The 18,454-nt window shown below is 61.7% G+C and carries 17 protein-coding genes and 1 riboswitch; of the genes, 4 read left to right on the forward strand and 13 right to left on the reverse strand.

Annotation, left to right across the window (positions count from 1 at the left end):
• The first annotated feature begins 33 nt into the window (after positions 1-33).
• Positions 34-1,146, forward strand: coding sequence for a 3-isopropylmalate dehydrogenase (leuB, locus tag CFB10_RS10140; RefSeq protein ID WP_020010745.1), 1,113 nt, complete (start codon positions 34-36; stop codon positions 1,144-1,146).
• On the opposite strand, the gene CFB10_RS10145 is transcribed toward leuB, so the two are convergent.
• The 3 genes from CFB10_RS10145 to cobA form a co-directional block, all read right to left on the reverse strand.
• A complete protein-coding gene (locus tag CFB10_RS10145; RefSeq protein ID WP_020010744.1) occupies positions 1,127-2,371 on the reverse strand; it encodes a cytochrome-c peroxidase in 1,245 nt (414 codons plus the stop codon). The genes leuB and CFB10_RS10145 overlap by 20 nt on opposite strands.
• A gap of 223 nt (positions 2,372-2,594) precedes the next feature.
• Positions 2,595-3,911: a cobyrinate a,c-diamide synthase gene (locus CFB10_RS10150; protein ID WP_020010743.1), complete on the reverse strand. Its 1,317-nt coding sequence runs from the start codon at positions 3,909-3,911 to the stop codon at positions 2,595-2,597.
• Positions 3,908-4,696: a uroporphyrinogen-III C-methyltransferase gene (gene cobA / locus CFB10_RS10155; RefSeq protein WP_020010742.1), complete on the reverse strand. Its 789-nt coding sequence runs from the start codon at positions 4,694-4,696 to the stop codon at positions 3,908-3,910. The genes CFB10_RS10150 and cobA overlap by 4 nt, the downstream gene beginning before the upstream one ends.
• 58 nt (positions 4,697-4,754) lie before the next feature.
• Between cobA and CFB10_RS10160 the strand changes: the two genes are divergently transcribed.
• The gene (locus CFB10_RS10160) at positions 4,755-5,885 is read left to right on the forward strand and encodes a cobalt-precorrin-5B (C(1))-methyltransferase (protein WP_026363729.1); all 1,131 of its coding nucleotides are present in this window, start codon (positions 4,755-4,757) and stop codon (positions 5,883-5,885) included.
• On the opposite strand, the gene cobM is transcribed toward CFB10_RS10160, so the two are convergent.
• Genes cobM through CFB10_RS10175 form a run of 3 tightly spaced genes read right to left on the reverse strand, consistent with a single transcriptional unit; the run spans position 5,840 to position 8,300 of the window.
• Entirely contained in the window at positions 5,840-6,613 is a 774-nt protein-coding gene (gene cobM, locus CFB10_RS10165) for a precorrin-4 C(11)-methyltransferase (RefSeq protein WP_020010740.1), read from the reverse strand. The genes CFB10_RS10160 and cobM overlap by 46 nt on opposite strands.
• Before the next feature lie 2 nt (positions 6,614-6,615).
• Positions 6,616-7,029, reverse strand: a complete 414-nt coding sequence (locus tag CFB10_RS10170) for a cobalamin biosynthesis protein (protein ID WP_020010739.1) — start codon at positions 7,027-7,029, stop codon at positions 6,616-6,618.
• Positions 7,023-8,300 carry a bifunctional cobalt-precorrin-7 (C(5))-methyltransferase/cobalt-precorrin-6B (C(15))-methyltransferase gene (locus CFB10_RS10175; protein WP_020010738.1) on the reverse strand — a complete coding sequence of 426 codons (1,278 nt, stop codon included), beginning with the start codon at positions 8,298-8,300 and terminating at the stop codon, positions 7,023-7,025. Before CFB10_RS10175 ends, CFB10_RS10170 begins: the two co-directional genes overlap by 7 nt.
• On the opposite strand from CFB10_RS10175, the gene CFB10_RS10180 reads away from it, so the two are divergent.
• A complete protein-coding gene (locus CFB10_RS10180) occupies positions 8,299-9,081 on the forward strand; it encodes a cobalt-precorrin-6A reductase (protein ID WP_020010737.1) in 783 nt (260 codons plus the stop codon). The two genes, CFB10_RS10175 and CFB10_RS10180, sit on opposite strands and share 2 nt — an antisense overlap.
• On the opposite strand, the gene CFB10_RS10185 is transcribed toward CFB10_RS10180, so the two are convergent.
• The 7 genes from CFB10_RS10185 to CFB10_RS10215 are packed head-to-tail and all read right to left on the reverse strand — an operon-like array spanning position 9,048 to position 17,327.
• Positions 9,048-9,809 carry a precorrin-3B C(17)-methyltransferase gene (locus CFB10_RS10185; RefSeq protein WP_020010736.1) on the reverse strand — a complete coding sequence of 254 codons (762 nt, stop codon included), beginning with the start codon at positions 9,807-9,809 and terminating at the stop codon, positions 9,048-9,050. The genes CFB10_RS10180 and CFB10_RS10185 overlap by 34 nt on opposite strands.
• Complete coding sequence (locus tag CFB10_RS10190; RefSeq protein WP_020010735.1) at positions 9,806-10,573, reverse strand: precorrin-2 C(20)-methyltransferase; 768 nt, start codon at positions 10,571-10,573, stop codon at positions 9,806-9,808. Before CFB10_RS10190 ends, CFB10_RS10185 begins: the two co-directional genes overlap by 4 nt.
• The gene (locus tag CFB10_RS10195; protein WP_020010734.1) at positions 10,570-11,202 is read right to left on the reverse strand and encodes a precorrin-8X methylmutase; all 633 of its coding nucleotides are present in this window, start codon (positions 11,200-11,202) and stop codon (positions 10,570-10,572) included. The genes CFB10_RS10190 and CFB10_RS10195 overlap by 4 nt, the downstream gene beginning before the upstream one ends.
• On the reverse strand, positions 11,199-12,554 hold the full coding sequence (cobG, locus tag CFB10_RS10200) for a precorrin-3B synthase (RefSeq protein WP_020010733.1): 1,356 nt from the start codon (positions 12,552-12,554) through the stop codon (positions 11,199-11,201). Before cobG ends, CFB10_RS10195 begins: the two co-directional genes overlap by 4 nt.
• A complete protein-coding gene (gene cobN, locus CFB10_RS10205; protein ID WP_020010732.1) occupies positions 12,554-15,904 on the reverse strand; it encodes a cobaltochelatase subunit CobN in 3,351 nt (1,116 codons plus the stop codon). Before cobN ends, cobG begins: the two co-directional genes overlap by 1 nt.
• 2 nt (positions 15,905-15,906) lie before the next feature.
• Positions 15,907-16,944 carry a cobalamin biosynthesis protein CobW gene (gene cobW / locus CFB10_RS10210; protein WP_003505281.1) on the reverse strand — a complete coding sequence of 346 codons (1,038 nt, stop codon included), beginning with the start codon at positions 16,942-16,944 and terminating at the stop codon, positions 15,907-15,909.
• A complete protein-coding gene (locus CFB10_RS10215; RefSeq protein ID WP_020010731.1) occupies positions 16,941-17,327 on the reverse strand; it encodes a DUF1636 family protein in 387 nt (128 codons plus the stop codon). Before CFB10_RS10215 ends, cobW begins: the two co-directional genes overlap by 4 nt.
• Positions 17,328-17,484: 157 nt before the next feature.
• A riboswitch (cobalamin riboswitch) is annotated at positions 17,485-17,701 on the reverse strand.
• Positions 17,702-17,836: 135 nt separating this feature from the next.
• Here CFB10_RS10215 and cobO point away from each other — a divergent pair.
• Positions 17,837-18,454 carry a cob(I)yrinic acid a,c-diamide adenosyltransferase gene (cobO, locus tag CFB10_RS10220; protein ID WP_026363728.1) on the forward strand — a complete coding sequence of 206 codons (618 nt, stop codon included), beginning with the start codon at positions 17,837-17,839 and terminating at the stop codon, positions 18,452-18,454.

The raw sequence follows: 18,454 nt of genomic DNA on the forward strand, positions 1-18,454 counted from the left end.
TGTTTTCCGGCGCGCCGCCCAAGGAGGGTTCTCATGACAGTCCGTTCGCTTTTCCTGCTGCCCGGTGACGGTATCGGCCCCGAAGCCATGGCCGAGGTCCGCAAGCTGATCGATTATATGAACAGCGCGCACAATGCCGGCTTCACCGTCTCGGAAGGTCTGGTCGGCGGCTCTTCCTATGACGCCCATGGCGTGGCGATTTCCGATGCGGACATGGAAAAGGCGCTTGCCGCCGATGCGATCCTGTTCGGCGCCGTCGGCGGCCCGAAGTGGGATGGCGTTCCCTACGAACACCGCCCGGAAGCCGGCCTGCTTCGCCTGCGCAAGGATCTCGAACTTTTCGCCAATCTGCGTCCCGCCATCTGCTATCCGGCGCTTGCCGCCGCTTCCTCGCTGAAGCCGGAGCTGGTCGAAGGTCTCGATATCCTCATCGTCCGCGAACTGACGGGCGGCGTCTATTTCGGCGAGCCGAAGCAGATCATCGATCTCGGCAACGGCCAGAAGCGCGGCATCGACACGCAGATCTACGACACTTTCGAGATCGAGCGCATTGCCAGCGTCGCTTTCGAACTCGCCCGCACCCGCGACAACCGCGTCTGCTCGATGGAAAAGCGCAACGTCATGAAATCAGGCGTTTTGTGGAACCAGGTCGTCACCGAAACCCACGCCGCCAAGTTCAAAGACGTTCAGCTGGAACATATGCTGGCCGATGCCGGCGGCATGCAGCTGGTGCGCAAGCCCAAGCAGTTCGACGTGATCGTCACCGACAACCTCTTCGGCGACATGCTCTCCGACGTCGCCGCCATGCTGACCGGTTCGCTCGGCATGCTGCCGTCGGCCTCTCTCGGCGCACCTGACGCCAAGACCGGCAAGCGCAAGGCCATGTATGAGCCGGTCCACGGTTCGGCCCCTGATATTGCCGGCAAGGGCATCGCCAACCCCATCGCCATGATCGCGTCATTCGCCATGTGCCTGCGTTATTCGTTCAACATGGTGGATGAGGCGACAAAGCTCGAAACCGCAATCGCAAACGTGCTCGACAAGGGCATCCGCACCGCCGACATCATGGCCGAGGGCAGCCGCCAGGTCGGCACCTCTGAAATGGGCGATGCCGTTCTCGCCGAATTCAAGGCGCTTTCGGCGTAACGCCTGACGAAACCGGTTGGGCAGGCGGCACGTTCACCTGCCCATCTTCCTTTGGCAGAAGATGCTCATATCTTTTGTCAGTCAGCGTCTTCAGAAATGCGACAATGGCGTCCACACGCTTGTCGTCCAGCGCCGGCGCGGATGTCAGTTCCGTCATGGCGATATTTTCAGGCACTTCCGGTGCATCCCATGTCTTGCCGGTTTCCGGATTGATCTGCCGGCTGGGCTTCTTGCTTTTGTATTTCACGTAAAACAGCACCACCGTGCGTAAATCCCTAAATACGCCGTTGTGCATGTAAGGACCGGTGACGGCGACGTTGCGCAGCGTCGGCACCTTGAACTTGCCGCGCTGGGCGGCATCACCGGCAACTTCAGGATTTTGCGCGAGACCCAGATCGACCGCGCCCGGCTTTGAGCCGTTTACGGCCCGAACCGATATATTGGCGGGAACGCCGATGTTGAAATATTTGTGGTTGGTGAAGAGGCCGTCTTCCAGCCCCCTGGCGCCGCGGATTTCGTGGCAGGTATTGCAATTGGTGAATTGCGTCGAGGAGATCAGGACCCGACCCAGCTCTTCCTGATCGGTCAGCTTCTCCTCGCCGCGCAGGAAACGGTCATATTTGGAATCGAAGGTGGAAAATTCATCGGAGCGCTCGAAGCTCGCCAGCGCCTTCGTCATCGCTGCATAGGCAGTGTCGTCGCTCGCAAAAACATCCTTGCCGAACTGCGTGCCGAAAGCCGCGACATAGTCCGGGTTTTCCCTGAGCCGTTTGACGACCGACGCCTTGTCCGGCATGCCCATTTCGAGGGGATTAAGCGGCGGACCGCCCGCCTGATCTTCGAGCAGAGAGGCGCGGCCATCCCAGAATTGCCCGCCGACATACTCTCCCGCCGCATTCCTGCCGAAAGGCGGCGTGAAACGGGCATAAGCTGCAGTCGGCGCGTTGCGGTCGCCCAGCGAAATCCCATCGTCGCCGAGAGAGACGTCCCGCCCGACCTTGTCGCTCTCCCGCGCATCGGAAAAACCGGCAGCCTGCATATGGCAGGTGGAACAGGCCATGGTGCGGTTCATCGAAAGGTTGGGATCGTCGAACAGCGCCGCACCGAGCTTTTCCAGCGTTGCGTAATCTTCACCGCCATGGGCAACCGTGCCGTCGGCGCCCAAAGGGGCCAGCAAAATGGTCGCAGCGAGAGCGGCAGAGACAAAAAATCCGGGTTTCATCATCGGTAGGCACGCTCGATATAAATGCGCGAGGGCAGGTTCGGACCGGGCAATATGAAGCGGCTTTCGGTCCGGTTGCGCTTCACCGAACATGGATCACGGCAGACAACTCCGCTCTTCCACGCCCTATAAAGTGATCTATAGCACTTTCCCGTGATCCAAGCCTACAAACTTTCGCAGCTTGCTCCACTTTGCCGCAGGTCTCATGGACCAAAGCCCTTAACGGTCAACCGCCTCTGGCGATGGCATGGAAAAAGGTGCCTGAGACAAATCCTCTCCTGCCGCCCGATGGCCCGAGCGGACGACCCTGCCCGTCAGCAATCTGGGCGAAGGGTTCATCGCTGCCGGCATCAGTAACCCGCGCATAATGGAATTCATGGCCGCGCAGAACATCCCCCGCCGTGCCGAGAGGGCCGCTTGCCGCAATTGTTGCCTGCCGGTAGCCGAGATTCATCTTGCGCGTCGCAAAGCTGGTGGCGTGCGACAGAAGCCCGGTCATTGCATGGGTCACCCCATCCGCATCTTCCAATGCCTCGCCGAGCACCATGTAGCCGCCGCACTCGCCATGAACAGGCTTTGTCGTGGCAAAGCGGGCAATGCCTGCCTTGAAACCAGCCGCATCCGCAAGCTTCCCGGCAAAAAGCTCGGGATACCCGCCGGGCAGCCAGCATATATCACAGCTGTCGTCGGGCGCCTCATCCGCGAGCGGTGAGAACGGCACGATCTCGGCCCCGGCCGCCTGCCAATGCTTCCTAAGATGCGGGTACAGGAAGGTGAACGCCGCATCCTGCGCCAGCGCGATACGCTGACCGGGCGGTGCAATCGCCGCATCCACCGAGCCTGGAGGCACCTCCACCGGCGTGGCGAGTGAAAGCAGGGCATCGAGATCGATGGATTTTTCCATCGCATCGGCCAGCCGTTCTATATGCGCATCGATCTCCGGATGTTCGCTGGCCTGCACCAGCCCGAGATGCCTTTCGGGCAGGATGAGCGAAGGATCACGCAGCACACAGCCGGCAACGGGAAGGCCGATTTTTTCGATCGCTTCCGTGCACAGTGTCCGATGTCTTTCGCTGCCCGCCCGGTTCAGCACAACGGCCGCCATGGTAACGGCCGGATCGTAGTGGGCAAAACCATGGGCGACGGCAGCGGCCGTCTGCGACTGGCCGGACACGTCCAGTACCAGCAGCACGGGAATGCCGAACAGCCGCGCCAGATCCGCCGCCGAACCCGTGCGATTTTCCGCAACCGGAATGCCGTCGAACAGGCCCATCGCGCTTTCGATCAGAACAAGCTCCGCGCCATCGGTCTGTTGCGAAAACAGATGCCGCAGCAAGTCCGGCCGCATGGCCCAGCTATCCAGATTAAGACCCGGTGTACCCGTGGCGAAGGTGTGGAAACCGGGATCGATGTAATCCGGCCCCGTCTTGATGCCGCGCACCTTGATACCGCGTCGGGCAAAGGCCCGGAGCAGGCCGATGGTCACGCTGGTCTTGCCGGAGCCCGAGCGTGGCGCGCCAATGATGATCGCCCGCGCCGTCATGAGCCGGAAACTCCAAGACGCGCCCGCATCGAAACAATCTCGCCGATAACGATCAAAGCCGGCGCTTCGAAATTTTCCCTGATTGCATCGTCAGCTATGCTTTCCAGCTTGCCGATGAAAATCCGCTCCAGCGCAGTCGTTGCCGACATGATGACGGCGACCGGCGTTTCGCCGGAACGGCCGCCCTGCATCAGAAGACCGGCGATCGTGCCAATATTCTTCAGCCCCATGTAAACGACGATGGGTTCCCGTGTTTTCGCCAGCGCCAGCCAGTCCAGATCCTCTTCCGTGCCCGCTGCGTGGCCCGTGGCGAGAGTCACGGCGCGGCTGATGCCGCGCATGGTGGCGGGAATGCGGGCTGAAGCGAGCGCTGTGAACGACGAGGTCATGCCAGGCAATATGCGAAACGGAATGCCGGCATGGACAAGCGCCTCCGCCTCTTCACCGCCACGCCCGAAAATAAAGGGATCACCGCCCTTCAGCCGCAACACCTTTTTGCCTTGGCCGGCGAAATCGATCAGCGAAGCGGTGATGTCGTCCTGCGTTGCGGAGGGCTTGCCGCCCCTTTTGCCCGCAAAAACAATCTCTGCCTGCGGACCCAGAGCAACAACATCGTCGCTCACCAAAGCATCGCGCACGATGACATCGGCCTGAGACAGCGCGAGCGCCACTTCCAGCGTCAGATAACGCACGTCGCCCGGCCCGGCCCCCGCGAGCCAGACGTGACCGGCCTGGAAGACCGGACCTTTTGCGGCGATGCTGTTCAAAATCTGCGGTATCGACATTCTTCTTGGCTGCTTTTTAACGATGACGGAAAAAGCCGTCCCGGCTATAGAAATTCATATGGATACGGATGGAAAGACCCTTCGCCGCGGCTGGACCACGGGCACCTGCGCGGCGGCCGCCACGAAGGCGGCCTGCGCTGCCCTTTTGACCGGCGAATTTCCTTACCCTGTCGAGGTCGAACTTCCAAGCGGCGCGAGGCCGGCATTTTCCCTCGCCACCGAGGAAAAGGGTGAAAATTTCGCCCGCGCCGGTGTCGTCAAGGATGCGGGCGACGATCCGGACGTCACCCACGGAGCGCTGATCGAAAGCACAGTGCGACGAGGTCAACCGGGAAGCGGCATCACGTTCAAGGCCGGAAAAGGCGTCGGCACCATCACCCGGCCGGGATTGCCCCTGCCGCCGGGCGAACCCGCCATCAACCCCGTGCCACGCAAGATGATCGAAACCGCCATTTACGAGGTCGCCGGAGAGGGTGCCGATTTCGAAGTCGAGATTTCCGTCCGCGACGGCGAGAAACTGGCGGAAAAAACCCTGAACGGCAGGCTCGGCATCGTTGGCGGTATTTCCATCCTCGGCACAACAGGCATCGTTATTCCCTTTTCCTGCTCCGCCTGGATCCACTCGATCTGGCGCGGCATTGACGTGGCGCGCGCGACCGGCTGCGCCCATGTGCTGGGCGCGACCGGCAACACCTCCGAAAAAGCCGGGCAGGCGCTTTACGATCTGCCGGAAACCGCGTTGATCGACATGGGCGATTTTATCGGCGGCATGCTGAAATACCTGCGCAGCCATCCGGTCGAGCGGGTGACGATCGCCGGCGGCGTCGCCAAGATGACCAAGCTCGCGCAGGGCATGCTCGACGTGCACTCCAAGAAGGGACTGGCAGATCTTGATGCGCTGGCGGCATTGGCGACGAAAGCCGGGGGAGACGAAAGCCTCGCCATTGCCATCCGTCAGGCCAACATGGTGGCCCACGCCTTTGAGCTGGCCGAACGCGCGGGGATAGACCTCGGTGCGATCGTGGCGGAAAAAGCCTGGGTGACCGCAGCGGCGGCGCTGAAGACGCCCGCCATTGCGCTTGATATTCTGGTGTTCGATCGTCAGGGCACGCTCAAGGGGCGCACCGCCTCCACGCCGTCTCATCAGCCCTTCGCATCTTCTTTCGGAGATCGGAACCGCCGGACATAGTCGGTGCTATAAAGCGCGCTTTCACGAAAATCCGTCGAGGCAAGTCCACGTCCGACGAAGATCAGGGCCGTCCGCTCCACCGGTTCGGCTGCGAGCTTTCCTTCAATGTCGAACAGCGTTCCCCTGATAACCCGCTCATCCGGCCAGGAGGCGCGAACGACGATAGCAACCGGGCAATTGGAGCCGTAAAGCGGCGTCAGCTCTTCCACCACCTTGCCGATGGCATGAATGGCGAGATGGATGGCGAGCGTCGTACCCGTCGCACCGAAAGCCTTCAGCGTCTCACCGTCAGGCATCTTCGATGCGCGACCGGAAATGCGGGTCAGTACAAGGCTCTGCGCCACTTCCGGCACCGTCAGTTCCCGCTGCAAAGTGGCGGCAGCAGCGGCAAAGGAGGGCACGCCGGGTGTGACTGTATAATCGAGACCCAGTCGCTCCAGACGGCGAACCTGTTCGCCCATGGCGCTCCAGACGGAAAGGTCGCCGGAATGCAGCCGCGCCACATCCTTGCCGGCCTCCGCTGCGGCCACAAATTCCGCCTCGATCTCGTCAAGCGAAAGCGCTGCCGTATCAACGATGCGGGCGCCGGGCGGGCAATAATCGATGAGCGCCTTCGGAACCAGTGAACCCGCATAAAGGCACACCGGGCAGGCGGCGATAAGATCGCGCCCGCGCACCGTAATGAGATCGGCGGCACCCGGACCGGCGCCGATAAAATGAACCGTCATTGTTATTCTCCATGTTCGATGGCGCAGCCGCTATCTCGTGGGGCCTCGTCAGTCGTTGCGATGGCCACCGTCACATCGCCAACCACAAGACGCGGCGCGACCAGCCTTGCATTCTCTCCGGCGGCGGCAAGCGCCGCCGCTTCACTGACACTCGGCGAGCCGGCATGATCAAGGCTTGCCTGTGAAAATGTCATTGTTTTCGACGCGACCGCGTCGAGCCGCTCCTGCGATACGATTTCCAGCGACAGTGACAAGCCTTTTGCCGCTTCCGCAAGACCGGCTTCCCCGGCTTTGAGCGGCGCAGTCGCCAGGCATTCTGCGGTCATGCCAAAAGCATGCTCCGCAGCACGCACGGCGGCCATGACAGCATCCGGACCCGCGCCCTTGCGACAGCCTATGCCAGCCACTGTCACCATGGCTTGACCCAGCTCCACTGCGTCACCGGCATTGCCGGACGCCAGCCCGACATGGAGCCGACAGCCACCACCCGCGATACATCCAGACGGATCATCGAACCGCCAAGCCGCGCATGGGCGGCAAGCAGCACCGCCTCCATTTCCAGCGTCACCGCGTTGGCAACCAGCCGCCCGCCCGGTTTCAGGGCCTCCATAGCCCGCTCCAGCACGCCCGTTTCACTGCCGCCGCCGCCAATGAAAATCGCATCCGGCTGGGGCAAGGCTTCAAAAGCTGCGGGGGCCGCGCCGATCATGACCTCAAGCCCTGGCACACCGAAAGCTTCGGCATTGCGGGCGATACGCTCCGCCCTTTCCGGATGCTGCTCTATGGCGATGGCGCGAAGCGAGGGATGCGACAGCATCCATTCGATACCGATCGAACCCGAACCGGCACCGATATCCCACAGCAATTCGCCCCGCCGTGGCGCGAGAGAGGACAGTGTCACGGCGCGGATCTCGCGTTTGGTGATCTGCCCGTCATGTTCGAACAGGCTGTCATCCAGTCCCTGTGCAAAAGGCAGGATACGGGCGCCCTCAGCCGCGACGACATCAATCGCCACCACATTCAGCGGGTCGATGTCTTCAAAGGCGAAATCAGCCGCCCTGACCTGCCGCTGCTGTTCCCGCTCTCCGCCTAGGGCTTCGAGCAAAACGAATTCCGACTGACCGAAATCCAAATCGGACAACAATTCCGCGATCAAGGCCGGGGCGTGAGCATCCGAAGTGAGCGTAATGATGCGCGCACCGGCATGGAGATACGGCCGCAGGAGATCGATGGAACGGCCGTGCAGCGAAACGCATTCAACCGATTGCAGCGCCCAGCCAAGTCGCGCCGCCGCCAGGGAGAAGGCGGAAGGCGAGGGATGACAAACCGTCTCATGCGCCTCGACATGCCGCAGAAGCGTAACGCCGACGCCATAAAAGAACGGATCACCGGAGGCGAGCACACAAACCCGCTTGCCACGCAGCGCCACGACATCGCTCATATCCGTGTCAAACGGCGCCGGCCACCGCCGTGCTTCACCACGAATGGCCGCAGCCGCCAGCTCCAGATGGCGCTTACCGCCGAAAACAATCTCGGCCGCCTCTATCGCCTGGATGGCGTTCCGGCCGAGCCCCTCAAGCCCGTCCTCACCAATGCCGACGATGGAAAGCCACGGCTTTTCTTTCTTTTCGGTGGAAGCCTTATTTTTTGTGGAAACGTTGCCGGTTCCGGAATATTCAGACGTCATGACATGCTCCATACTCATCCTTGGCGGCACGGCGGATGCCCGCATTCTGGCCGGCAGGCTGGCAGAGGACTCCGGCTACCGAATTCTGCTCTCCATGGCCGGCCGAACGCTCTCGCCGGTCGAACAGCCGGTGCCGATGCGCAGCGGCGGTTTTGGCGGCGCGGTCGGACTTGCGGATTTCATTCGCACCGGGGGTTTCGATATTCTGGTGGATGCCACGCATCCCTATGCGGCGAAGATTTCCGCCAACGCCGTTGAGGCGGCGCGGCTTGCCAAAGTTCCGCTCGTGACGCTTTCGCGTCCCGCCTGGCAGCGCCAGCCGGGTGACACATGGCATGGCGTCGACAGCGCCGGGCAGGCTGTTACTGCGCTCGGCGGCGAAGGCCGGCGCGTGTTTCTGGCTTTGGGACGGCAGGAGCTGCTTCCTTTCGAAGCCGCGCCACAGCACAGCTATCTCATCCGCAGCGTCGATCCCGTCGAGCCGCCGCTGAAACTGCCGCATGCGCGCTACATTACCGCACGTGGTCCTTTTGCGCTGGATGATGAAATCCGCATGCTGGAAGAAAACCGCATCGAGACATTGGTCTCGAAAAACTCCGGTGGCAGCGCCAGCTATGGAAAGATCGAAGCCGCAAGACGGCTCAGCCTGCCGGTCATCATGATCGAGCGGCCGCGAAAGCGAAACGACGCGTCCATGAATGATGTGACGGTGCCGGATATTGCAGCAGCGCTCACCGCCATCCACCATCAGCTCTCTCTTCTCGAAAAACGCGGCGAATAAACCAGCGGTTCTTTGCCGGATCGTTCAATCAGACGGGTTTCAACCGAACCGACGATGATGCAGGTGGCCATGTCAGCCATGTCGCTCGATGCTTCCGAAAGAGGCGCAACCCGGATACGCTCATCCGCACGGCCTGCTGCCCGACCGAAGATCACCGGCACAGAACCGGGCAAATGCGCCCGCAACAGATCAAGAGCGGTACTGAGCTGGTGCGGACGCGCCTTGCTGACGGGATTGTAAAAAGCCATCACAAATCCTGCATCCGCCGCCGCAATCAGCCGTTTTTCAATGATGCTCCAGGGCTTCAGATTGTCCGACAGCGAAATGGCGCAGAAATCATGGCCAAGCGGCGCGCCGGCCTTTGCAGCGACTGCCAGCATGGCGGTCACGCCGGGGACGACGGAAAAATCGATCTCGCGCCACTCGGAAGGACCGCTTTCGATCGCCTCGCAAACTGCCGCCGCCATGGCGAAAACGCCGGGATCACCGCCGGACACCACGCAGACCTTGCCACCGGAGGCCGCAAGCCGCAGAGCCTGCTCGGCGCGGGAAATCTCCTCGCGATTATCGGAAGCATGGCGACGCTGGTGCGGCCCGAGCGACAGGCGGTCGAGATAGGGAATATAACCGAAGAAATCTTCCGAGGCCTCGACAGCGGCAAGTGCTTCCGGCGTCACCTGCGCAGCACTGCCGGGGCCGAGGCCGACAACGACGAGCCTGCCGGTCATGGCTTTTCACCTGCAGCGGGTCGCGTTTTCCAGCCCGGCACCAGAACCAGCGAAAAATAAGGCGCTGGCGATGCATCGCGTTCGATGAGCCGCACCGCATGGCTGTTGGCCATTGTGCCGCGCTCGACATAGAGCGCTTCTTCAAGTTTACCGGCCTTTTCCAACGCCCGGCGAATCTTTGGCAGGTTGCGCCCCACCTTCATGATCACCGCACCATCCGTGCCAGACAGACGTTCCGTCAGAACATCTTCGCCGAGCGTGCCGGGAAGGACGCTCAAGATATCGTCGCCTTGCACCAGCGGCAGACCGGCCATGGACCAGCAGCCGGACATGGCCGTGACGCCAGCAACAACCTCCGCCGGGTAGGACGGGGCGAGCCGCAAATGAAGGTGCATGTAGGAACCGTAAAACAGCGGATCACCTTCCGACAGCACGGCAACATTGCGCCCAGCTTCGAGATGCACAGCAATATCCTTCGCCGACTGATCAAAAAAGGCGGCGATCGCATCACGGTAATCGCTGCCGTTTTTGTCGCTTTCGACAGTTACCGGATAGACCAGCGGCATTTCCAGCGTACCGGGGCGGATGAAGGCTTCGACAATGCCGCGACCGTTGCCGCTGCCACCCTTTTTGCAGAAGAAGGCGAGCACATCGGCATTTTCGATGGCGCGTACGGCTTTCAGCGTAAGGAGTTCGGGATCGCCGGGACCAGTACCGACGCCAACGAGTTTACCCCTGGGGTTTTCAAAAAGAGCAGCGCTCACAGGCCGGCCCTCGCAACCGCGTTGATGGCGGCAGCCGTCATCGCCGAGCCACCCATGCGTCCCTTGACGATGGCATAGGGAATGCCGAGCGAACTTGCCTCCAGCGCGTCTTTCGATTCCGCCGCACCGACAAAACCAACGGGCATGCCTATGATGGCGGCGGGGCGCGCCGCGCCTTTTTCCAGCATTTCCAGAAGATAGAACAGTGCCGTCGGCGCATTGCCGATGGCGACCAGCGCGCCATCCAGCTTCTCGGCCCAGAGATCAAGTGCGGCGGCGGAACGGGTATTGCCGATCTTTTGCGCTATCTCCGGCGTGCGCGGATCGCGAAGGGTGCAGATCACATCATTATCAGCCGGGAGACGGGCGCGCGTCACGCCGTGGGCCACCATTTCAGCATCACAGAGAACGGGCTTACCGGCAAACAGGGCACCGCGTGCAGCAGCGACGAATTCAGGCGAAAACCGGAAATGGCTGGCCGCCTCCACCTGCCCGCAGGCGTGGATCATGCGAATGGCGATATCCGCCTGCTCTTCGGTAAAGGCGGATAAATCCGCTTCCTCGCGAATGATGGAGAAGGAGCGCTCATAGATCGCATTGCCATCGCGAATATAGTCATAGTCAGTCATCGGTCATCCTGTCGAAGCGCCGCACCGATCGCCCGTTTGCCCAGCCGGGCAAACAGGGTAGCGGCGGTTTCCCCGGGCTTATGTTCTTTTTCGTAAAGACGGGCAAGCCGCGAAAGCGCCGTCCTCTGATGCCGGAAAGGTAAAATCCCATCCGGCACGTCGCCGGCGCGACCTGCAATAGAAAAGGCCAGGCCATCGTCGTCGCCGGAAAAAGTGAGAAGCGACGGCGCTGGGTGCGCGCAACCCTTGCCACAGCCGGAAATATGCAGCGTGAAGGAGCCATCTAGTAACGAAGCGCATTCCTCCGACGCAAAGGCGGCCAATTCACGGGTGGGAAGAAAAGCCGAAGCGCAGCCCGGCGCGCCGGGACAGACGGCGATGGAAGAGCGTACGTCACCTGCTGTCGTTATGAAACCGGACGCCCCTGCAATCTCAAGCAGGGCGTTGCAAGCGGATGACGATCCAAAAAATAGCAGGCTATGGTTTGGGGATGGCCGTAAAGCCTTGATGTCTAGCGTACCGGCCCGTTCGCAGAGATACGACAAATCGCAGGCCCGGATTTGCCCAAAAGCAGGCGCGACAGCAACTGCGAAGCAATCCTTTCCCGTCCTCATCAGTCCGAGAGACACAGAAGCCGCCCTGGCGGCGTCCACAACAATCCGATCCAGCAGGCGATCACCACAGACCGCCTTTATCATCGAATGGTCCAGATCGCGGCCACGGGCAAGCGGTCCCTTGCCGGCCAGAAAGGCGAGCAGCAACACGACGATGTCCGCCGCCGCGCCGGTCTCGACCAGTCCCGCATTCAGCGCCCTGCTTTCCGGCCCGCCAACGAGCAATCGCCAGAAAGTCCGACCATCAAGCGACATTGCCTTCAGGCGGATATCGGCCAGTAAATCTCCCATGGCGAGGCGCCCGCCGCCATCAATGATCACAGACATTTTAGCGGCAAGCTTCTCATGGAGAACGAGCCTGTCAGCCTCTTTTCGAATCTCCGCCGCGAGAGGGCGGCCATCGGCAATTTCCGCGTCGTCCCGACCGGCGAGAGGCGAGGTCTCAACTGCCAGCCCCTCACGCAGCGGCAAATCCAGCGCCAGAACATCTTTTTCCAGGGCGCGGGCACTTTCCGGCGTCAGGCCGCGAAATTGCAGGCTGCCGCGTGCGGTAATGTCGATCAATCCGTTGCCATGCAGCTCGGCAAAATGGCAAAGCGCCGCCATGTCATGCGGGGCAATATCCGCCTCGATAGCGATCCGCGACAAAAAACCGTCGCCGGTGCGCATGGGAGCGGAGAGGGCCGGGCAGAGACCACGACGGCCAAAGGGCTGAACGGGATCGGCAGCGGCCATCATCACGCCTCCACCCTTTGGGCGCGCGGCAGGATCAGCATTTCAAGTTCCGCGTCCACCGCGTTGCGGCGGCTGTGCCACAGCCCGCGACGGCGGGCGGATAAAAAGCGTTCGGCCATCACCTGCGCCGCTTTCGGATTTTCCCGCAGGATGAAATCGCGCACGTCCTCATTGCCGAAATATGCGTCGTAGAGCGCCTCGATCAAGGAGGAGGACACCGCATGGGTGGTTTCGGCAAAGCCGACCAGCCGGTCCACGGTCTCGGCGAACTCCGCCGCCCCGCGCGGACCATGCCGCATCTGGCCGGCAATGAAGCGTGGGTTGACGGCGCGCGCGCGCACTACCCGCGTCAGCGCCTGCGTCATCGACCTAGCACGCGGGCGCGCCGGATCGGTCGTATCCAGCGCAACAATGTCAGCGACCCCGCCCAGTACAGCCTTAGCAGCGGAGAAGCCGCCGATAAAGGCGACATCGGAAGAACCATCGAGGAGGTCGCGGCCCGGATCGTCACCGGTATGGACCAGAAGGTCGGCCCGCCTGACGAGTTCCACAAAACCGGTATCTTCGAAAATCTCCAACCCGTCCGCACCGCCGAAAGCGTGGCTCGCCGCCTCGAGATAGGCCTGCCCCAACTCCTCGCGTTCGTCCCATTTCCCGCTCGCAAGCTTTTCTTCGATGCCCGCACCATAGGTGCCGGGCGCGGAGCCGAAAATGCGCGCCGGAATATGCCCAAGCGCGGCGGCCTCTTCCGCGAGAGGATTGTCGCCCGGCGCTTCCTCCCGCCGCGCAACGGCTTTGGCGGCAGCGTCGAGAAGCGCGATCAGCGCCGGAAACATATCGCGGAACAGGCCGGATATGCGAAAGGTAACGTCGACACGTGGCCGCCCCAGGCTCGCCGGCGGCAAAACCTCGATGCCAGTGACCCGGCCGGTGGGGGGATCGTGGATCGGTCTCGCCCCCATCAGGTACAACGCCTGGGCTACATCCTCACCGCCATTGCGCAGGCTGGCGCTGCCCCACAGATCGAAAACCAGATGTTTCGGCCAATCGCCGTGGGACTGCAGATGATGGCGCAGCACCTCTTCGCCCGCCATGCGACCAAGCTCGAACGCCGTCGGCGTCGGCATGGTGCGCGGATCTGCGGCATAGAGATTACGACCCGTGGGCAGCACATCGAGACGTCCGCGCGCAGGTGCGCCGGAAGGGCCGGGGGGGATATGCCGGCCATCAAGTGCAGCCAGCAAAGCAGCTTTTTCCGATTTTGCGCTTTCAAGCCTCAGAAGATCGGTCTCGCCTTCGGCACAGCGGCCAAAAACATGCTGGCCGTCCTTGATGGCGAAATCCTTGAGGTCGCAGAGAAACGCGTCGATGCGCGACAGGGCCGCATCGGCATCATCCTTCACACCCACGCCCGCCTCAGCTGCAAGCCCGGTCTCCAGCGCCTTTTCGACAATCAGTTTCGCCAGCCGGTCACGCCGGCGGCGATCCAGCCCATCCGCCTGTGCATATTCATCAACGAGCTGTTCCAGCGCTGACTGTTCCGGCGAAAGCCCGGCATTGACCAGCACCGGTGGAACATGGCCGATGGTCACGGCCGCGATACGCCGCTTGGCGACCGCCGCTTCCCCTGGATTAGAAACGATGAACGGATAGACTACGGGCAGCGAGCCGGTGACGATTTCGGGAAAACAATCACGGGAAAGCGCGATCGTTTTGCCCGGCAGCCATTCCAGCGTTCCATGCGCGCCCACATGCACGATGGCATGCGCATCTGCGACCCGCTGCATCCACGCACCGAAAGCGACTAACGCATGACGCGGCGGCAGGGCAGGGTCGTGGTAATCCACCCGGCGATCCTCGTTGCGGCCGCGATCGGGCGCTAGTGCTACGAAAACCTCTCCGAAACGGGCGACGCGGAACCGGAACGCACCATCAACCAATGCGTCGTCATCAGTTGCCGCACCCCATGTCACATTTACAGAGGCGGCAGCCACCGGTGGTAAGGCGGAAAAAAAAGCCTCATAGGTAGGAAGTTCAATTATCGCTTCCTGCTGTTCGATGCGGTCGAGCAGCGCCCGCGCGGTGTCGGGAATATCCTCGATCATATAACCGGCACCAGCGAGATCGCGCAGCATTTCGAGAACGCTTTGCGGCACATCGAGACCGACGGCATAACCGGTTCGCCCGGGTGCCGCACCGGGATAATCCGGCATCAGAATGACGATCCGGCGATCCCGTGGAGCGGCATTCCGCAGCTGCAGGAAAGCGGCGATGCGATTTGCCACCTGCTCGACGCGATCAGCCTCGGGCACATTGAACAAGCTCGCGCCACCATCCATTCGCGCCTGTTTGAACGAAATCGCACCGGCAAGAATCCGGCCATCCAGTTCCGGCAGAACGACATGCATGGCAAGATCGGAAGGATTGAGACCGCGCGCATTTTCCGCCCAGCCGTCCCGTCGCGTCGTCGCCATCACCACCTGAAACACCGGCACGCCGAGCCGGTCGAACAGGGTTGTGCCCCCATCATCGATCTGGCTGGCGAAGGCGGTGGCAGCAATGATGGCGGCGGCCTTGAGATCGGGCAGGACGGTTTCGAGGAAGCGGATCGCCTCACCATCCTTCAGGCCGCTGACAAAAATCGGCAGGGGTGCAAAACCGCGCTGCGAAAGCGCCTCGAAAAGCGCATCCACGGGTGCGGCGTCTGCCGCCAGAAGCATGGAACGGTAGAAGAGGATGGGCAAAAGGGGCGCACCGGCTGGAAAACCCGCGCAGGCTTCCGTCCAATCCACGACGCCCCTGCCGGGTCGGTAGAAACCGGCTTTCGGCAGCGGTTCGGCCTCGGTATCCGGCCATGCCTCACCCTTTGCAAGAGCGGTTAGACCAACGGCAAGCCGGCCCATATTTTCCTGCCCACCTTCACGGAAGAAGGAGAGGGCGGAGGCCAAAGTCCGCCGGTCGACGGTTGATGCCGCCTCGAGCTTTTCATCTCGGTCGCTGCATTCTCCCGGCAGGAGCAGCAGCCTTATGCCGCGCCTGCGCGCCAAAACGGAAAGCTGATCGACACCGTAGCGCCATCGTTCCGCACCGCCGAGAATCCGGATAAGAATAACGCTGGCATGTTCCGCCGTCTTTTCGATCCACAGATCGACCGACATGGGGTGCCGAAGCTCGGACAGGTTGGCCGCTGACAGGGAGTGTGGTGCACCCTCCGTCCGCCGCCAGGCCTGTTCCAGCCCGGCCAGATCGCTTGCCGAAAAAGACAGCATCACCACTTCCGACCGGGGCTGGTTAAGATCAACCGGCTCGATCAGGTCGTCCAGAGACGAGGATGTGGTGGCGAGGATGTGCATCGTCAGGCGGCCAGCATCTGTTCGATCTTTTCGCGGTTCAGGCCCTTTTCGCCGATGACGACAAGACGGCTGCGGCGCTCCTCACCTGCGGCCCAGGGCCGATCGTAATAGTGGTTGACGCGGCTACCGACGGCCTGCACCTGCAAGCGCATCGGCTTTGCGGAAACTTCGATGAAGCCCTTGATCCGCAGGACATTTTCCGCAGCAGCCGTCTCGGCGATACGGATCGCCAGCGCTTCCGGGTCGGTGACGGCCGGCAGATCGATGACGAAGCTGTCGAAATCATCGTGCTCGTGATCAAGCTCGCCATCATGGTGGGTGCGGCGGTTTTCGATATCCTCTTCCACCGCAAGGCCAAGACCGATCAGCACGGCGGGATCGATAGCGCCATTGGAGGCCACGACTATCTTTGCCGCCTTTGGCAAATGTTCGAGAATATGCGCCTTGGCTTTGTCCAGGCCGGCATCGTCAAGAAGATCGGCCTTGGTCAGCACGATAAGATCGGCGCAGGCGACCTGATCCTCGAAAACCTCTTCGACCGGGTCATCATGATCGAGCGCCTCGTCATTGGCCCGCTGGGCGGCCAGCGCTTCCATGTCATGCGCCACCTGCCCCTCGGCAAGGGCAGCGCCATCCACCACGGCCACGACGGCATCTACCGTCACACGGCTCTTGATGGCCGGCCACTGGAAGGCCTGCACAAGGGGCTTCGGCAGGGCAAGGCCCGAGGTCTCGATGAGGATATGCTCCACTTTCGGCTGGCGGCTCAGAATCTGTTCGATGGCGGGCTGGAAATCATCCGCCACCGTGCAGCAGATGCAGCCATTGGCCAGTTCGACAATGTTTTCTTCCGGGCAGCTTTCAATACCGCAGCCTTTCAGAATCTCGCCGTCGATGCCGATATCGCCGAATTCATTGACGATGATCGCCAGCCGCTTGCCGTCAAGCTTTTCGAGAAGACCGCGCAGCAGCGTGGTTTTGCCGGCCCCCAGAAAACCGGTAACGATGGTGCAGGGAACGCGGTCCAGAAGGGTGCTCATGATCTCTCCTCGGTAAAATCGAATGGGGGAATGCGCGCCACCATGCCGCGCTTTAATGGTTCGGGGCGGCCGCGCCAGGGCATCAGGCCATCGGGGGCGGCGGCCAGCAGCCGCGCGCCGGTCAGCAAATCTTCGGCATCACCGGTCGTCAGCCCGCCGAATACATAGGACCAGCCATTGGCGCTGCGCAGCACGGCGCTGAGGCCGCGCTTGCAATTGGCAAGGCAATTGACGGAACGAACAGTAACACCCGTTTCCTCCGCTTTTGCCATGACGGCATCGGCAAGACGCGAACCGGGGCGCGGTTCGGCATTAGGATCGGCTTCATCGCGACAGCTTCTGCAAATGAAGACGGTCACGCCGGGCGCCGTTTCGTCCTGCATGTTTCCACTCGTAGAAGAAGATGTCGCTGAAATATCCAAACCGTATCGTTTCCCGCGCCTTGCAAAAAATCTCGGGGTGCGGATGTCGAAAACGGCATGCGGACAGGCGCAAACCGGATGTTCGATCTAATCGACTGACCGGAGCACCCCGCCCGGCAGACGTTTTTCCTGAAACGGCAGGTCTCCTGGCTCGCGGCTTTGCACCCTGACACCGCCTTCCCGAACCATCTTCAAAGGTCCAGTGGCTTTACGGTGCGGGCTTACCGCTTACAGTTGCGGGGGCAGCCACGGAATGACCCGATAATCGGGTTGGAACCGTGTTCCCTCTTAGCTTTTCCCGTTGCCGGGGAAAGACCGTCAGTCCGTTACCTTTAGGCTGAACGGGCGTGAGGGTCAATGCTGCGGGCCCTGCGGCCGGCACATTGCCGGGTGCGGCAAATTGGGTATAGTCGCCGCTCCGAATGGCGGGAGCACCGGATCCCGCACAGCTGGAGGAAAAGGAAAATGCAATGACACGCGACATCAGCGACAGCGAAGCCGAGCGCCACCGGCAGAAAATGGTCAACCGCAAAACGGTGCAGGATGCCGAAGTTGCGGAAAAGACCATCGAAAAAGGTTTGCTGATGATCAATACCGGCCCCGGCAAGGGCAAATCCACGGCCGCTTTCGGCCTTGCCCTGCGCATGCTCGGTACCGGGCGCAGGGTCGGCGTGGTGCAATTCATCAAGGGTGCATGGTCGACGGGCGAACAGCAGGCGCTGACGCTCTTCGGCGACAAGGTCGTGTGGCGCACTATGGGCGAAGGGTTCACCTGGGACACACAGGATCTGAAACGCGATGTCGCAGCGGCGGCAAAGGCCTGGGAAGAAGCCAAGGTCCTGATGGCCGACGACACCATCGGCCTGCTGATCCTCGATGAGCTGAACATCGCGCTCCGTTACGATTACCTGCCGCTGGAGGAGGTGGTCGAAACGCTTTCCAGCCGCAGGCCCGATCTGCATGTCATCGTTACCGGCCGCAACGCCAAGCAACCGCTCATTGACGCCGCCGACATGGTGACGGAAATGACGCTCGTCAAACATCACTTCAAGGCGGGCGTAAAGGCGCAGGCGGGGATAGAATTCTGA

Source organism: Agrobacterium sp. 719_389, from assembly GCF_900188475.1.
Lineage (GTDB): Bacteria > Pseudomonadota > Alphaproteobacteria > Rhizobiales > Rhizobiaceae > Agrobacterium > Agrobacterium radiobacter.

Coding starts and splice junctions, on each gene's coding strand:
- leuB (WP_020010745.1), top strand. CDS start 34: ATGACAGTCCGTTCGCTTTTCCTGCTGCCCGGTGACGGTATCGGCCCC.
- CFB10_RS10145 (WP_020010744.1), bottom strand. CDS start 2,371: ATGATGAAACCCGGATTTTTTGTCTCTGCCGCTCTCGCTGCGACCATT.
- CFB10_RS10150 (WP_020010743.1), bottom strand. CDS start 3,911: ATGACGGCGCGGGCGATCATCATTGGCGCGCCACGCTCGGGCTCCGGC.
- cobA (WP_020010742.1), bottom strand. CDS start 4,696: ATGTCGATACCGCAGATTTTGAACAGCATCGCCGCAAAAGGTCCGGTC.
- CFB10_RS10160 (WP_026363729.1), top strand. CDS start 4,755: ATGGATACGGATGGAAAGACCCTTCGCCGCGGCTGGACCACGGGCACC.
- cobM (WP_020010740.1), bottom strand. CDS start 6,613: ATGACGGTTCATTTTATCGGCGCCGGTCCGGGTGCCGCCGATCTCATT.
- CFB10_RS10170 (WP_020010739.1), bottom strand. CDS start 7,029: ATGGTGACAGTGGCTGGCATAGGCTGTCGCAAGGGCGCGGGTCCGGAT.
- CFB10_RS10180 (WP_020010737.1), top strand. CDS start 8,299: ATGACATGCTCCATACTCATCCTTGGCGGCACGGCGGATGCCCGCATT.
- CFB10_RS10175 (WP_020010738.1), bottom strand. CDS start 8,300: ATGACGTCTGAATATTCCGGAACCGGCAACGTTTCCACAAAAAATAAG.
- CFB10_RS10185 (WP_020010736.1), bottom strand. CDS start 9,809: ATGACCGGCAGGCTCGTCGTTGTCGGCCTCGGCCCCGGCAGTGCTGCG.
- CFB10_RS10195 (WP_020010734.1), bottom strand. CDS start 11,202: ATGACTGACTATGACTATATTCGCGATGGCAATGCGATCTATGAGCGC.
- cobG (WP_020010733.1), bottom strand. CDS start 12,554: ATGATGGCCGCTGCCGATCCCGTTCAGCCCTTTGGCCGTCGTGGTCTC.
- cobN (WP_020010732.1), bottom strand. CDS start 15,904: ATGCACATCCTCGCCACCACATCCTCGTCTCTGGACGACCTGATCGAG.
- cobW (WP_003505281.1), bottom strand. CDS start 16,944: ATGAGCACCCTTCTGGACCGCGTTCCCTGCACCATCGTTACCGGTTTT.
- CFB10_RS10215 (WP_020010731.1), bottom strand. CDS start 17,327: ATGCAGGACGAAACGGCGCCCGGCGTGACCGTCTTCATTTGCAGAAGC.
- cobO (WP_026363728.1), top strand. CDS start 17,837: ATGACACGCGACATCAGCGACAGCGAAGCCGAGCGCCACCGGCAGAAA.